This window comes from Micromonospora sp. L32 (assembly GCF_052068055.1).
In the GTDB taxonomy this organism is placed as follows: Bacteria; Actinomycetota; Actinomycetes; order Mycobacteriales; family Micromonosporaceae; genus Micromonospora; species Micromonospora purpureochromogenes.
Genome location: NZ_JBQHDD010000001.1, coordinates 814,206 through 827,966, shown reverse-complemented (window position 1 = coordinate 827,966; position 13,761 = coordinate 814,206). Strand labels below are relative to the sequence as shown.

General features: G+C 73.0%; 13 protein-coding genes and 2 tRNA genes. 4 read left to right on the top strand and 11 right to left on the bottom strand.

Going from position 1 to position 13,761, the window contains the following annotated elements; all coding sequences use genetic code 11:
- Nucleotides 1–40 precede the first annotated feature (40 nt).
- Complete coding sequence (locus tag ACTMTB_RS04065; RefSeq protein WP_441142485.1) at nucleotides 41–781, top strand: ATP-binding protein; 741 nt, start codon at nucleotides 41–43, stop codon at nucleotides 779–781.
- A 73-nt stretch (nucleotides 782–854) separates the two neighbouring features.
- Entirely contained in the window at nucleotides 855–1,427 is a 573-nt protein-coding gene (locus ACTMTB_RS04060; RefSeq protein ID WP_280841218.1) for a DUF5709 domain-containing protein, read from the top strand.
- 14 nt (nucleotides 1,428–1,441) lie between these two features.
- On the opposite strand, the gene ACTMTB_RS04055 is transcribed toward ACTMTB_RS04060, so the two are convergent.
- Both ACTMTB_RS04055 and macS read right to left on the bottom strand, forming a co-directional pair.
- On the bottom strand, nucleotides 1,442–2,089 hold the full coding sequence (locus ACTMTB_RS04055; protein ID WP_441142641.1) for a response regulator: 648 nt from the start codon (nucleotides 2,087–2,089) through the stop codon (nucleotides 1,442–1,444).
- Nucleotides 2,090–2,103: 14 nt separating this feature from the next.
- Nucleotides 2,104–3,234 (bottom strand): MacS family sensor histidine kinase, encoded by a 1,131-nt coding sequence (gene macS, locus ACTMTB_RS04050; protein WP_441142484.1) that lies wholly within the window; start codon nucleotides 3,232–3,234, stop codon nucleotides 2,104–2,106.
- A 119-nt stretch (nucleotides 3,235–3,353) separates the two neighbouring features.
- On the opposite strand from macS, the gene ACTMTB_RS04045 reads away from it, so the two are divergent.
- Nucleotides 3,354–3,821: an ATP-binding protein gene (locus ACTMTB_RS04045; protein WP_441142483.1), complete on the top strand. Its 468-nt coding sequence runs from the start codon at nucleotides 3,354–3,356 to the stop codon at nucleotides 3,819–3,821.
- 11 nt (nucleotides 3,822–3,832) lie between these two features.
- Here ACTMTB_RS04045 and ACTMTB_RS04040 read toward each other — a convergent pair whose 3' ends face one another.
- Nucleotides 3,833–4,771: a ribose-phosphate diphosphokinase gene (locus ACTMTB_RS04040; RefSeq protein ID WP_441142482.1), complete on the bottom strand. Its 939-nt coding sequence runs from the start codon at nucleotides 4,769–4,771 to the stop codon at nucleotides 3,833–3,835.
- A gap of 66 nt (nucleotides 4,772–4,837) precedes the next feature.
- Nucleotides 4,838–5,671 (bottom strand): phosphoribosylaminoimidazolesuccinocarboxamide synthase, encoded by an 834-nt coding sequence (locus ACTMTB_RS04035; RefSeq protein ID WP_441142481.1) that lies wholly within the window; start codon nucleotides 5,669–5,671, stop codon nucleotides 4,838–4,840.
- Between the two features lie 208 nt (nucleotides 5,672–5,879).
- Between ACTMTB_RS04035 and ACTMTB_RS04030 the strand changes: the two genes are divergently transcribed.
- Nucleotides 5,880–7,211 (top strand): ABC transporter substrate-binding protein, encoded by a 1,332-nt coding sequence (locus ACTMTB_RS04030; RefSeq protein WP_441142480.1) that lies wholly within the window; start codon nucleotides 5,880–5,882, stop codon nucleotides 7,209–7,211.
- Nucleotides 7,212–7,246: 35 nt separating this feature from the next.
- On the opposite strand, the gene ACTMTB_RS04025 is transcribed toward ACTMTB_RS04030, so the two are convergent.
- The 7 genes from ACTMTB_RS04025 to ACTMTB_RS03995 all read right to left on the bottom strand — a co-directional run bounded on the left by ACTMTB_RS04025 (nucleotide 7,247) and on the right by ACTMTB_RS03995 (nucleotide 13,600).
- Nucleotides 7,247–7,495, bottom strand: a complete 249-nt coding sequence (locus ACTMTB_RS04025; protein ID WP_179801708.1) for a hypothetical protein — start codon at nucleotides 7,493–7,495, stop codon at nucleotides 7,247–7,249.
- A 111-nt stretch (nucleotides 7,496–7,606) separates the two neighbouring features.
- Nucleotides 7,607–7,680, bottom strand: a tRNA-Met gene (locus tag ACTMTB_RS04020).
- Between the two features lie 126 nt (nucleotides 7,681–7,806).
- A tRNA-Met gene (locus ACTMTB_RS04015) sits at nucleotides 7,807–7,883 on the bottom strand.
- 59 nt (nucleotides 7,884–7,942) lie between these two features.
- Nucleotides 7,943–8,866 carry a hypothetical protein gene (locus ACTMTB_RS04010; RefSeq protein WP_441142479.1) on the bottom strand — a complete coding sequence of 308 codons (924 nt, stop codon included), beginning with the start codon at nucleotides 8,864–8,866 and terminating at the stop codon, nucleotides 7,943–7,945.
- Nucleotides 8,856–9,365 (bottom strand): SigE family RNA polymerase sigma factor, encoded by a 510-nt coding sequence (locus ACTMTB_RS04005; protein ID WP_210774458.1) that lies wholly within the window; start codon nucleotides 9,363–9,365, stop codon nucleotides 8,856–8,858. Before ACTMTB_RS04005 ends, ACTMTB_RS04010 begins: the two co-directional genes overlap by 11 nt.
- Nucleotides 9,366–9,516: 151 nt before the next feature.
- Nucleotides 9,517–12,471, bottom strand: coding sequence for a UPF0182 family membrane protein (locus tag ACTMTB_RS04000; RefSeq protein WP_441142478.1), 2,955 nt, complete (start codon nucleotides 12,469–12,471; stop codon nucleotides 9,517–9,519).
- A gap of 115 nt (nucleotides 12,472–12,586) precedes the next feature.
- A complete protein-coding gene (locus tag ACTMTB_RS03995) occupies nucleotides 12,587–13,600 on the bottom strand; it encodes a YlbL family protein (RefSeq protein WP_441142477.1) in 1,014 nt (337 codons plus the stop codon).
- Nucleotides 13,601–13,761: the final 161 nt, after the last annotated feature.

Below are 13,761 nucleotides of genomic sequence, written 5' to 3'. Positions count from 1 at the left end.
GGGTGCGCGTCCGGCCGCCGGCATGCACAATGGGACGATCATGCCGACGGACGCGCGATGCCTGGTGGAGGCGGACGAGTCGTCCGCGACCGTGCGGCTGAGCGGCGTGCTGGAGCCCACCACCGCCGACCGGGTCCGCGACGCCCTGCTGGCGCGACTGAGCGACCGGCCCGGCCCGATCGTGGTCGACGTGGCCCGGCTCCGCTCCACCGACGGCAGCGCCGCGCGTCTGCTGGCCGAGGTCCGCCGCGCAATTGCCGACTGGCCCGCCGCCGACCTGCTGGTGCTCGACCCGGCCGGCACGGTCACCGGCGCCGACGCGACCGGGCTGCCGGTGTACGCGACCGCCGACGAGGCGACCGCCGCGCTGGCCCGTACCCCGATGGCCGCGCTGCTCGCCGCGGACCTCGCGCCCACGGTGGGGGCCGCCCGGCAGGCCCGGGCGATGATCGCCGACGGGTGCGCCCGCTGGGGTGTGCCGCAGCTGACCGAGCCGGCGTCGATCGCGGTGACCGAGATGGTCAACAACGTGGTGGCCCACGCGCGGACGCCGATGACGGTCCGCCTCGCGCCGCGCGACAGCTCGTTGCACGTCGCGGTCCGCGACCACTCCCCCCGACAGCCCGCGTACGCCGGCCTGGCTCCGCTCACCTCGACCGGCGGCCGTGGCCTGCTGCTGATCGACACGGTGGCCCGACGCTGGGGCAGCACCCCGGTGCCGAACGGCAAGGTGGTCTGGTGCGTGCTCCACGCCGAGGACGAAGCCGCGCGCCAGGGCTGACTCCTCCCTTTTCGTCCCGATTGCGGGGTCCGGCTCCGGTTACCCCGGGCATGGCAGTGGGTAGTGATCAGTCATGCGCGACGACGAGTACCCGACCCCCCTCTCCGACCCTGAGGCGGAGGGTCTGCCGCAGACCGCCGACGACGACTCCACCGCCAACGACGACGTCCTCACCGGCCGCGAGGCCGACGGCCCGGAGCCGGCCCAGCTGCCCGGCGACCGCACACCGGTCGCGGTCGACAGCTTCGGCACCACCGCCGAGGAGCAGCTCGAAGGGGAGTCGCTGGACTACAAGCTGCAGCGGGAGCAGTACGAGCGCGCCGCCGACGACCCGCTGGCCGGCCCGGTCGACCCGGACATCGCCGCCGAGGCGGACAGCGACGAGGCCGCCGCCGAGGCGCAGCTGGACGCCGATGTGATGAACCCCGGTCCCACCTCGGACCCGCACTCCCCGGTCTCCATCTACGACCACGGCAAGCTGGGCACCATCGCCGACTCCCAGGTGGGCCGGCTGGTCGAACCGGACGAGGGGGCGCACACCGACCAGGAGACCGACTCGGTCGCCTACGACGCGGGTTCGGCCGGCGGCGGGGCCACCGCCGAGGAGCTGGCGATCCACGAGACCCGGCCGCCGGAGTCGCACTGAGCCCGACGGACCTCTCAGTCGTCGAGCCCGCGCTCGATCGCGTAGCGGGTCAGTTCGACCCGGTTGTGCAACTGGAGCTTGCCCAGCGTGTTCTGGACGTGGTTCTGCACGGTGCGGTGCGAGAGCCCCAGCCGCTCGGCGATCTGCCGGTACGACAGCCCCTTGGCGACCAGACGCAGCACCTCGGTCTCCCGCTCGGTGAGCCGGGGGGCCGCGTCGTCCCGGCCCGACCGGGCCCCGCCGTCCGTGGCGCCGGCCAGCCGGCGGTACTCGCCGAGGACCAGTCCCGCCAGGCCGGGCGTGAAGACCGGTTCCCCGGCGGCGGTGCGGCGCACCGCGTCCAGGAACTCGGCCGGCGCGGCGGACTTCACCAGGTAGCCGGTGGCACCGGCCTTCACCGCGTCCAGGACGCTCTGCTGCTCGCCGCTGGCCGACAGCATCAGCACCCGCACCTGGGGCAGCACGGCCCGCAGGCCCCGGATCACCTCGACTCCGGAGATGTCGGGCAGCTGGAGGTCGAGCACCACCACGTCGGGCCGGGCCGCGGCGGCCACCCGGACGGCCTGCCGCCCCTCACCACTGGTCGCCACCACCCGGTGGCCGGCCTCGGTGAGGTCGCGGGCCACCCCCTCCCGCCACATCGGGTGGTCGTCGACCACCATCACGCGTACCCCGGTCACCCGTCCTCCCTCGGTACCACCAGCTCGACCTCGGTGCCCTCCCCCGGCGCGGAGACGACCCGCACCTCGCCGCCGAGGTCGGCGATCCGGCCCCGGATCGACTGGCTCATGCCCAACCGCCCCTGCCGGGCCGCCTCGACCAGCCGGCCCGCTCCGATGCCCGGGCCGGCGTCACGCACCGACACCGTCACCGTCTCCCCCTCGTCCTCGACCAGCACCCAGGCGCGCCCGTCGGCGTGCCGCCGCACATTGTCCAGCGCCGCCGCGGTGGCGGCGGCCAGTTCCCGGGCCACCGGGGCGGGCAGCGGGACCGGGGTGGCCGGGGCGGAGACGGAGACCGTCGCCGAGGCGTACCGGCCGAGCAGGGCGCGCAGGTCCAGGGTGCCGGTCGGCTCGTCGGCGGCGGGCGCCGGGTCGACCCCGGCGATCAGGGCGCGCAGCGCCGCCTCCTGCTCGCCGGCGAGCCGGGCCAGCTCACCGGCCTCGCCGTCGAGGTGGGCGCCGCGCCGCTGCACCAGGGCCAGCACCTGGAGCACCGAGTCGTGGATGCCCCGGGCCAGCCGCTCCCGCTCCCGGGTGGCCGCCTCCAGCTGCACCGCCCGGTGCAGCCGCTCCTCGGCGGTCACCGCCAGCCGCGCGACGTGCCCCACGATCACCCCGGCGAGCAGCAGCAGGATCACCCCGGTGAGCGAGGACGGGCCGATCCGTCCCCGGCTGGCCAGGTCCGCCGCGCCGAGCGCCAGCGCCGCGACCGCGCCGCGCCGCCGCCCGCCGGAGACCGCCCAGGCCAGCACCGGGCCGGCCAGCCAGACCACGGCCAGGGTCGGCACACCGGCGGCCAGCGCCGGGCGGCCGACCACCCACGGGGAGACGGCGAGGACGACGAGCACGACGCCCAGGTCGGCCAGGAGCAGCGGCCAGTGCCGGTTCGCCGGCCGGGCGTAGCCGGCGGCGGTCACCCCGGACCAGGCCAGCATCGACAGCAGGACGGCGCCGGCGGCGAGCGGGTGGGCGTACCGGTCGGCGTCGCGGAGCACCAGCAGGCAGACGTACCCCAGGGCGGCGAAGCGGAAGACGGCGATGGAACGCCACAGCGGCACCTCGAGACCACCCGGCGGCGACGGCATGGCCGTCACGATGCCACAGCCGCCGGCCGGCTCGGCGCCGCCGCCGGTCGCGGTACGGAGAACCCTGACGTACGGTGGAAATGCCGCGAAACTCCGAGACCGGCTGTCGGGACAGGGCCATGACGAACGCAGATCCGCCCCCGCCGCGTACGGTTGTGCCCATCGAATCTTCCGTTCTGATCACCGAGGCCTTCGGGCAGGCCCAGGTGACCGAGCTGCGACACTCGGTCACCTCCTGCGCGCACGCCGCGGGGCTGAACGGCCAGCGGCTGGACGACTTCGTCCTCGCCGTCAACGAGCTGATCACCAACGCGGTCCGGCACGGCGGGGGCCGGGGCTGGCTGCGGCTGTGGCGGCGGGCCGACGAGCTGGTCTGCGAGGTCTCCGACCACGGCGCGGGAATCAGCGCGCAGCGGCTCGGCGACCACAGCCGCCCCGCGCCGGACACCGCCGGCGGGTGGGGGCTCTGGCTGGCCCGGGAGTTGAGCGACGCCATGGAGGTCGAGACCAGCCCGGCCGGCACCACGGTACGGATCAGCGCCCTGACCCGGGCGCTGCGCCGCGCGGGCGGCCCGACCGGCGACTGACCCGGCCCGAGTCAGCCGAAGAGCGCGCTGACCGACTCGCCGTTGTGGATCCGCCGCATCGCCTCGGCCAACGCGGGCGCCACCGAGAGGATCTCCAGCTTCGGCACCCGCTTCTCCGCCGGGATCGGGACCGTGTTGGTGCAGACGATCTCCAGCACCCCGTCCTCGCCGCTGAGCCGCTCCAGCGCGCCGCTGGAGAAGAGCCCGTGGGTGCAGGCGAGCCGGATCGAGCGCACCTTCCGCTCGCGCAGGTGCGCCATCAGCTCGATCACCGTGCTGCCCTTGGCGATCTCGTCGTCGAGGACGATGACGTCCCGGTCGGCCACGTCGCCGATCACCGTACTGATCTTGACCCGGTCGTCGCTGAACCGCTGTTTCGCCCCGGCCGCCACCGGCGTGCCGAGCATCCGGGCGAAGGCGGCGGCCTCCTTGGCGTTGCCCAGGTCCGGCGAGACCACCACGGTGTCGGTCAGGTCGTAGCGCCGGAAGTGGGCGGCCAGCTCGCGCAGCGCGTGCAGGTGGTCGACGGGAACGCTGAAGAAGCCGTGCACCTGCGGCGAGTGCAGGGTCATCGCCAGCACCCGGTGCGCCCCGGCCGAGGTGAGCAGGTCGGCGACGAGCCGCCCGCCGATCGAGATGCGCGGGGCGTCCTTCTTGTCCGACCGGGCGTACGCGTAGTGCGGCAGCACCACGGTGATCCGGCCGGCGGACGCGCCCCGGGCCGCGTCGATCATGAGCAGCAGCTCCACCAGGTGCTCCTGGACCGGCGGCACCAACGGCTGGATCAGGAAGACGTCGCGCTCCCGGCAGTTCGCCTGCAACTGCACCTCCAGGCAGTCGTTGGCGAACCGGGAGACCCGCACCGGGTGCAACGGGACGTCGAGGTGGGCACAGATCTCGGCGGCGAGTTCGGGATGGGCACTTCCGCTGAACACGGCGATGTCACGCACGGTCCAGATCGTACGGACGCCGCCGGCCGGACGACGCGTGGGCGACGGCGCGACCAGGTCGAGTGACTACGCCCAGCGGTTGCCGGTGAGCCTCTCGTAGACGTCGACGTAGCGGGCCCGGGTCGCCTCGACCACCTCGGCCGGCACCTCGGGAGCCGGGCCCTGCTTGTCCCAGCCGCTGTCGGTCGCCCAGTCCCGGACGTACTGCTTGTCGTAGGAGAACTGCACGCGGCCCGGCTGGTACGACTCGGCCGGCCAGAACCGGGACGAGTCGGAGGTCAGCAACTCGTCGCCGAGCATCAGGGTGCCCTCCGGCGTCCAGCCCAGTTCGAGCTTGGTGTCGGCGACCAGGATGCCCCGGTCGGCGGCCAGCTCGGCGCCGCGGCGGTAGACGTCGAGGGTGATCTGGCGCAGCCGCTCGGCGGTCTCCGCGCCGACCTTGTCCACCACCTCGGCGAAGGTGATTGGCTCGTCGTGCTCCCCCACCGGCGCCTTGGTCGACGGGGTGAAGATCGGCTCGGGCAGGATCGACGCCTCGACCAGGCCGCGCGGCAGCGCCACGCCGGAGACGGCGCCGGTGCGCTGGTACTCCTTCAGGCCGCCGCCGGTCAGGTAGCCGCGGGCGACGCACTCCACCGGGACCATCTCCAGCCGCCGACAGCGGATCGCCCGGCCGGCGAACTCGGCGGGCACGTCGGTGGTCGAGATGATGTGGTTCGGCACCAGGTCGGCGAGCTGCTCGAACCACCAGACGGAGAGGGCGGTGAGCAGTCGACCCTTGTCCGGGATCGGCGTCGGCAGCACCACGTCGTAGATCGAGATGCGGTCGGAGGCGACCAGGATCAGGTCGTCGCCGTCGGCGTAGACGTCCCTGACCTTGCCCGAGTGCAGAAGTTCCACGCGCCCTAGTACATCAGACGACGTCGGGACGCCTGGTGCGGCCACCGGCCGTCCCGAGGCCGGCGGGCCCGGGTCGGCTCGGCGCGCATCGATGCCGGTCAGCGCCCGAGCGACCGTCCCCGCCGCCGCCGGCCGCCCGGCGTTGACACCCGGGCTCACCGCCTGCGTGAATGGTCCGGCCCGCACCGCCGCGCACCAGGAGCCCCCCGTGCCCGCTGCCCGCCCTCCGCGCCCCCGGCCCGGCGCCGACCCGGACCGGCGGCGGCTGCTCGGCGCGCTGCTGGCGGTGCCGGCGCTCGCCACCGGCGGCCTCGCCGGGTGCAGCGACGGCCCGGCCGCCCCGGTCGACGAGAACGGGCCGATCGAGTTGTCGGTCTTCTGGTGGGGCAACACCCGGCGCGCGGAGGCCACCGAGCGGGCACTGCGGCTCTACTCCTCGCGCAACCCCCGGGTCACCTTCCGGGTCACCTGGCAGGCCGCCAGCGGCTACTACGACCGGCTCGCGACCCAGGCCGGCGGCGGCAACGTGCCGGACCTGTTCCAGGTCGACGACACCGTGCTGACCGAGTACGCCCAGCGCGGCATCGCCCTGGACCTCAGCCCGTACGCCGCGGACGGCCGGCTCGACCTCGGCGGCCTGCCGCCCGGGCTGGCCGACTACGGCCGGGTGGACGGTCGGCTGTACGGCGTCCCCGCCGCGCAGACGCACGTCGCCGTGGTCTACAACAAGGACCTGCTGCGCCGGCTCGGGGTGCCCGCCCCGACGATCATGCCGTGGGCGGACTACCTGGCCTGGGCCGCGCGGGTCACCCAGGCCAGCGGCGGGCGGGTGGCCGGCACCATGGACCCGTCCGGCGACCACCGGGCGCTCTGGCTCTGGCTGCGCGGCCAGGGCGGCAAGTTCTACCAGGGGCGGCAACTCGGCTTCAGCTCGGCGGCCCTGGTCGACTGGTTCGAGCTCTGGCAGCGGGCCCGCAACGACCGGGCGACCCCGGCCGCCGCGTTGGTGGACCGGGCCGACGGCGGCGAACCGGCCCGACAGCTCGTGGTGACCGGCCACACCGCCGCCTCGTTCGCCTGGTCGCACCAGCTGCCCGAACTCCAGCGCTACACCGACGACGAGTTGGGGCTGGCCGCCTTCCCCGGGCCGCCGGCCGCCCAGTGGGATCTGGCCTCGATGTACTGGGCCGGCTTCCACGGCACCCGGCACCCCGGCGTGGTGGCCGACGTCGTCACGTTCCTCACCACCAACGTCGAGGTGGGCCGGATCCTCGGCACCGACCGCGGGCTGCCCGCCGACCTGGCCGTGCGGCAGGCCGTCACCCAGGCGTCCGACGATCCGGTGGTCAAGCGCGTCGCCACCTTCGGCACGTCCCTCAACGACCTGGTCGGGCCCGCCCCGGCCCCACCGCCCCGGGGGCACGCCCGGGTACGCGCGCTGCTCACGGCGGCGGCCCAGGACGTCCGGTCGGGCCGGGTGGGAGCGCGGGCCACGACGTCGAAGTTCATGGCGCAGGCGCAGGGGGCGCTGGCCGAGTGACCCCGGCCGGCGTCTGCCGGCCGGGGGCAACCGGATCAGCTCGGCGGACGGTTGCGGCGGTTGCGCATCAGCCGCAGCACCAGGAACACGATCAACCCCACCACGACGAGGCAGCAGAGCAGGCCCAGGATGCCGCCACCGCCCCGGCCCCTGCGCCGTGCCGCCTCCACCACCAGCTCGCCCTGGCCCGTGGACGCCCAGGCCGCGACCGGTACGAAGACCGAGAGCACGACCGCACCGAGGACCGCGCTCAGCCGGCCCCACCACCTGTTCCAAGATGACATGCCCCCATCCTGACCGAGCCGGGCAAGCGAGGCACGCCGGACGGATGGGAAACCTCCGGCGGGCGGAAACGGCGAAGGCCCCGGAGCTGGGCTCCGGGGCCTTCGAACGAGTAGCGGGGACAGGATTTGAACCTGCGACCTCTGGGTTATGAGCCCAGCGAGCTACCGAGCTGCTCCACCCCGCGTCGGCTCCATAAGCCTAGCGCATCCCCCGGACCGAGATCAGGCGGGTCCCGGATCGGCCATCGGGGGCCGCGCCGGGCGGGGAAAAAGCGAACGGCCCGAGGATCAGATCCTCGGGCCGTTCGTCGTGGTAGCGGGGACAGGATTTGAACCTGCGACCTCTGGGTTATGAGCCCAGCGAGCTACCGAGCTGCTCCACCCCGCGTCGACTCGCTAACCGTAGCCTACGAGGCCCCGGACCCGCAAAACGGGCCCGGGACCCACTCAGCGCAACCAGTTGCGGATCGCCAGCACCGCCCGCCGGCTGTCCGCGTCGACCTGCGACTTCGGGCTGGAACTGCCCTCCCAGCCCTGCTCCCAGAGCACCGTCACCACGTTCCCGATCCGGATGGCCCGGATCAGCCGGACCTCCTCGTCGCCGGTCGGCTGGTCGTTGACGTCGAGGAAGGGCTTGCGCATCTCGAACAGCACCGACTCGTCGCCGTAGCCGCTGCTGGGCAGCAGCTTCTGCCGGGACTTCACCTTGCCGACCGGCTGCTCGGCGCAGTCACGCACCGCGTCGCGCACTTCGTCGAGCGCAGCGGCGGCCTTACCGTCGCGGTAGATGGTGATGCTGTGCCGGTAGAGACCATCCGGGATGTTCCCCTCCGGCGTGCCGGCCAGCTTGAACGGCACCGTCCGGACCCGCTGCCGGACCGTCCCCGACGCGCCCGGCTCCGCCCCGCAGAGCGCGGGCAGCACCTGACCCTCGCCGAACCCGGCCCCCGCCCCGGTGTCGTTCGCCGCCGCCAGCGCGAAGAAGGCGGAGTCGGGAATCGAGGTCGGCGTCCGGACGGGCGGCGGGACGCCGACGCTCGTCGGTGACGTCGACGGCGATTGCTGCGACACCGACCCGCTCGGGCCGGGCGAGGTAGCCGACGGGGTGGGCGTCGGGTTCGACGGCACCGGCGAGGGCGGGGCCGGGGTGTCGGCGGGCGGCCCGACCCGGGTGGCCGGGCCGGCGGTGAGGACGAACTGGGCGCCGACGGCCGTCCCGCCGACCAGCGCCGCCGCGGTCAGCACCCCCAGCGCCGCCCGGGTCCGCGCCCGCCGGTCGGCGTACCGACGCACCAGGTCGGGCGCCGCCAGGCCGCGTGGGTCGGTGTCCTCGGCGAGCGAACGGTAGAAACCGGTCAGTTCACGCGACATCGTTGACCTCCAGCTTCTCGGACGCGACCCCGGGCAGCAGCTCGGCCAGCCTCGTCCTGCCCCGGGACAGCCAGGACTTCACGGTGCCGGTGGGCGCCCCCGTCTCGCGGGCGATCTCCTCCACCGGCATGTCGAACAGGTAGTGCAGGGCCAGCGCCTGCCGTTGGTTCGCCGGCAACTGCCGCAGGGCAGCGACCAGCAGGACGGTGTCCTCGCCCGGTGGCCGTACGTCCTCGGGTAAGCCGGTGCGGCTCACCGCCGTGCGCCAGCCGCGCAGCCGGCGGAACCGGTCGGTGGCCAGGCGGCTGACCACCAGCCGCAGCCACGCCTCCGGCGCCGGATGGGTGGCCAGGCTGCCCCACTGCCGCCAGGCCCGGGCGTACGCCTCCTGCACGAGGTCCTGCGCCTCGCCGTGGTCACCCGCCACCGCGTGGCCGTACCGCAGCGTCCGCCCGGAGGTGCTCCGGTAGAACTCGTCGAAGCTCTGCGCGTCCCTCATGCTCACACCACGTCTCCCCGTTTCCCCCACCTGCTGACAAGACGGTGGACGGGGCCGTTCGGTTGCAGGGATCGGGTCGGAAAAGCGACAAGCCCGCGACCGGAGAACCTGCAGGTCCTCGGGTCGCGGGCTTGTCGGGTCGCGCTGCGGCTCAGCCGCTCGGCGTCGGTGCCGGCGCGGACGGGCTGCCGCTCGGCGTCGGGGCCGGCCCGGCGGTCTGCTGCGCCTGCTGGAACGCGGTCATCGCCTCGTCCAGCGCCTTGAGCGCCCGGCCGTACCGCTCGAAGTCACCGGACGTCTGCGCGGCCTTGACCTCGACGATCGCCGTCTGCACCCGCTCCGCCGCGGCGGCCAGCTCACCGGTCAGCGGCGGCGGGTTGGTGCCGCCCGGGGGCGGTGGCGGGGTGCCGCCGGGCGGCGGCGTCGTGCCCTGCCCGGCCCGTTTGCCCTGGTCGACGAGCTGCTTGATGCCGTCGGTGAGGTTGTCGGCCAGCGCCACGTAGGAACCGCCGTCGCCGTACGAGAGCAGCACCTTCTGCAGCAGCGGGTACGCGTCCTGCTGGTTGCTCTTCACGTAGACCGGCTCGACGTAGAGCATCCCGTCGCCGAACGGCAGCGACAGCAGGTTGCCGTACTGCACCTGGGCCTGGTTGGAGGAGAGCAGGTTGAGCTGCTGCCGGATGTTGGCGTTGTTGGTCATCTGCTGGTGCACCTGGACCGGCCCGGAGACCCGGGTCTGGTCCGGCAGCTCCCACACCTCCAGCTTGGGCTGACCGTCGACGTACGACCCGGAGATCAGCGCGGCGAGGTTCTGCCGCCCGTTCGGGGTGACCGCCGCGGTGATCTGGAAGCGCGGCCCCTGCTGCCCGGGGAACTGGGTGAACAGGTAGTACGGCGGCTGCTTCTGCCCGCTGTCCGGCGCGTCCGGCACGTTCGGCACCTGCCAGAAGTCCTGGCCGGAGTAGAAGTCGCCGGGGTCGGTCACGTGGAACTTGGTGAGCAGGTTCCGCTGCACCTTGAACATGTCGGCCGGGTAGCGGAAGTGCTCGGCCAGCTCCGCCGGGATGGCGGTCTTCGGCAGCACCAGGTCGCCGCCGAACGCCTTGTTCCAGGCCTTGAGCACGGGGTCGGTCTCGTCGAACTCGTAGAGCCGCACCGTGCCGTCGTACGCGTCGACGGTGGCCTTCACCGAGTTGCGCATGTAGTTGACGTTCTCCCGGGCCAGCTGGAACGTGCCCCGGTTGGTCAGCTCGTCGGCGGTCTCGGTCTGCAGGTTGACCCGCTCGGCGTACGGGTAGGTCGCCGCCGTGGTGTAGCCGTCGACGATCCACTGGATCCGGCCGCCCACCACCGCCGGGTACGGGTCGCCGTCGAGGGTGAGGAAGGGGGCGACCTTCTCCACCCGGTCCCGCGGGTTGCGCACGTACAGCAGCCGCGAGTTGTCGTTGACCGCCTCGGAGAGCAGGAAGTTCGACTCCTGCTCCTTGATGGCGTAGAGCAGCCGGCGGGTGAACGAGCCGATCTCGACGCCGCCCTCACCGGTGTAGGTGTAGTACTGCTCGCCGCCGGTGGTCGGGGTGGGCCGGTCGAACTCGGCGTTGCGGGACTTGTCGGACTGCCCGACGATCGCGTAGTCGTCCTCCTTCATCCGCTCGCCGTAGTAGATCCGCGGCTGGGTGGCCGGGATCTGCTCGGCCTGCGAGGAGCACGCCTCCTGCGCCTTCTCGCCGAGGAAGCCGGAGACGAAGTACGGCTGGCCGCCGCAGACCACCTGGTTGGCCGGGGCCGCGACGAGGCCGTACCCGTGGGTGAAGACGGTGTGCCGGTTGATCCAGTTGTTCTGGGTCAGCTCGCCGTAGTTGATCTCACGGACGCCGACCACGTAGTCGGAGGTCTTGTTCGCCACCGAGTACCGGTCGATGTCGAGCTTCGGCCCGAAGTCGTAGAAGCCGCGGACCTGCTGGAGCTGCGTGTACGTCTCGGAGACCAGCTGCGGGTCGAGGAGCCGGACGTTCGGCACCACCGAGGTGTCGGTGGCCAGGTTCGCCGGCGGGGTGAGGTTGCTCGCCGCGTACCCGGTGGTCTTCGTGTCGCCCAACCCGAACGCGGCGCGGGTGGCCCCGATGCTGCGTTCGATGTACGGCGCCTCCTTGTCCCGGGCGCTCGGCTTGACCTCGAAGGTCTGCACCGCCCACGGGTAGATGCCGCCGATCGCGACGGCGGAGACACCGAGCAGGGCCAGCGCGATGCCCGGCCAGACCAGGTTCCGCATCACCGCGTTGGAGAAGACGATGATGGCGATCGCCACCACCACCGAGATGTACGCCAGGATCTCCTTGGCCGGCAGCAGCGCGTTGACGTCGGCGTAGCCGGCGCCGTAGAGCTTGGCGCCCTCGTTGTACTCCAGCAGCATCGCCCGCCGGTCCAGCACGTACGCGACGGCCTTGAGCAGCACGAAGACGGCGACCAGCGTGGAGAGGTGGGCCCGCGCGGCGTTGGTCATCCGGTCGCCGACGCCCTGCAACCGCACCCCGCCGAAGATGTAGTGCACGGCCAGCGCGCCGAGCAGCGCCAGCACCACCGCGGTGAAGCCGACGCCGAGCAGGTACCGCCAGAAGGGCAGCTGGAAGACGTAGAAGCCGACGTCGACGCCGAACTCCGGGTCCTTGACGCCGAAGTCGCCGCCGTTGCGGAAGAGCAGCCACTGGTTCCACCGGCTCTGCGCGGAGAGGCCGGCGAAGAGCCCGAGCACGACCGCGGTCAGGCTGATCCAGGTGCCGATCCGGGGCGTGAGCAGCATCCGGTAGCGCTCCAGGGTGGCCTGCTCCAGCGAGTGCGGCCGCAGCGCGGGTCGCAGCCGGTACGCCAGCCAGAGGTTGCCGCCCACGAAGAGCCCCAACCCCACGCCGATGGTGAGGAAGAGCAGCAGCCGGGTGACCAGCACCCCGGTGAAGACCTGGGTGTAGCGGACCTCTTCGAACCAGAGCCAGTCCGTCCAGGCCTGGACACCCCAGCCGAGCAGGGTGAAGAGCACGAACACCCCGACCAGGACTCCGATGGTGACGCGTCCGCGCCGGCTCATCCTCGGCAGGGGGCTGCTACGCATGACCACTGTTGGCTCCGCACGCTCGATGTGATCGGCTCCGGACAGGCACCCAGAGTACGGGGTGTTCCTGAACGTGTCGGTCCAAGGTCACGGCGGGCTGCCGCGGTGCCCGGGCTCAGCAACGGATCGGCTGCCCACCCGACCGCAACGTCTCCAGCGCCGTCAATGCCTCGTCCAGCGAGCCGACCCTGATCAGGGGCAGGTCGGGCTGCGGATTGCGGACCGCCTCGGCGCAGTTGTCCGCCGGCACCAGGAAGACCTTCGCGCCGGCCTTCTTCGCCCCGACCAGCTTCTGGGCGATCCCGCCGATCGGACCGACCCGGCCCTCGTCGTCGATGGTGCCGGTGCCGGCGATGATCTTCCCGCCGGTCAGGTCGGCCGGTTCGAGCTTGTCCACGATGCCGAGGGCGAACATCAGCCCGGCGCTCGGCCCGCCGATGTTGGCCAGGTCGATCTTCAGCGTGAACGGGTGCGGCTGCCGCTGCTCCGGCACCAGCCCGACGCGCGGCCGGCCGTCCTGCTCCCGGCTGGTCACCGTGGCCGTGCCGGCCACGCCGTCGCGGGTGTAGCCGATCCGCAGCGCGGTGCCGGCCGGCTTCGCCCGGACCAGCTCGACCAGCTTGGTCGCCGTGGTCACCTTCACGCCGTCGACCGTGGTGATCACGTCGCCGGCCTTGAGCACGCCCGCCGACGGGCCGTCGGAGGCGACCTCCTTGGCCACCACCTGCACCGGGTAGCCGAGTTCCACCAGCGCGGCGGTCTCGGCGCTGGTCTGCGAGTTCTGGAAGTCCTCGGCGTTGCGCTTCTCCACCTCCTCCTGGCTCTCGTTCGGCGGGTAGACCAGCTCGCGCGGCACCACCGCCTCGTCGGCGGAGAGCCAGCCGGCGATCGCCGCGCGCAGCTTGACCGTGGGCTGCACCCCCACCGTGGTCATCCGCAGCTGACCGACGGAGTTGGACGTCGACCGGCCGGTGACCTGGATGACCTCCTTGCCGTCCGAGGTGCCGAGGGTGTTCACCGTCGGCCCCGGGCCGAGCACCACGTACGGGATGGGCGCGCCGAGCACGCCGATGCTGAGCAGAGTGGTGAGCAGAGCACCGAGGAGGACGGTCACGCCGCGACGTCTCATGCGGCAGAGCGTACCGATTCAGGCGGTGCCGCCCGGGCGGCCGAGGCCGACTTCGCCCTCAGCGCAACGACAGCGAGGGCGACCTGGGGCGCGGCGCGCGTACCGTAGACGTCGTGCCTGATATTCCGTTCGGTTTCGCGCTCCCGGGTGGGCAACCACCA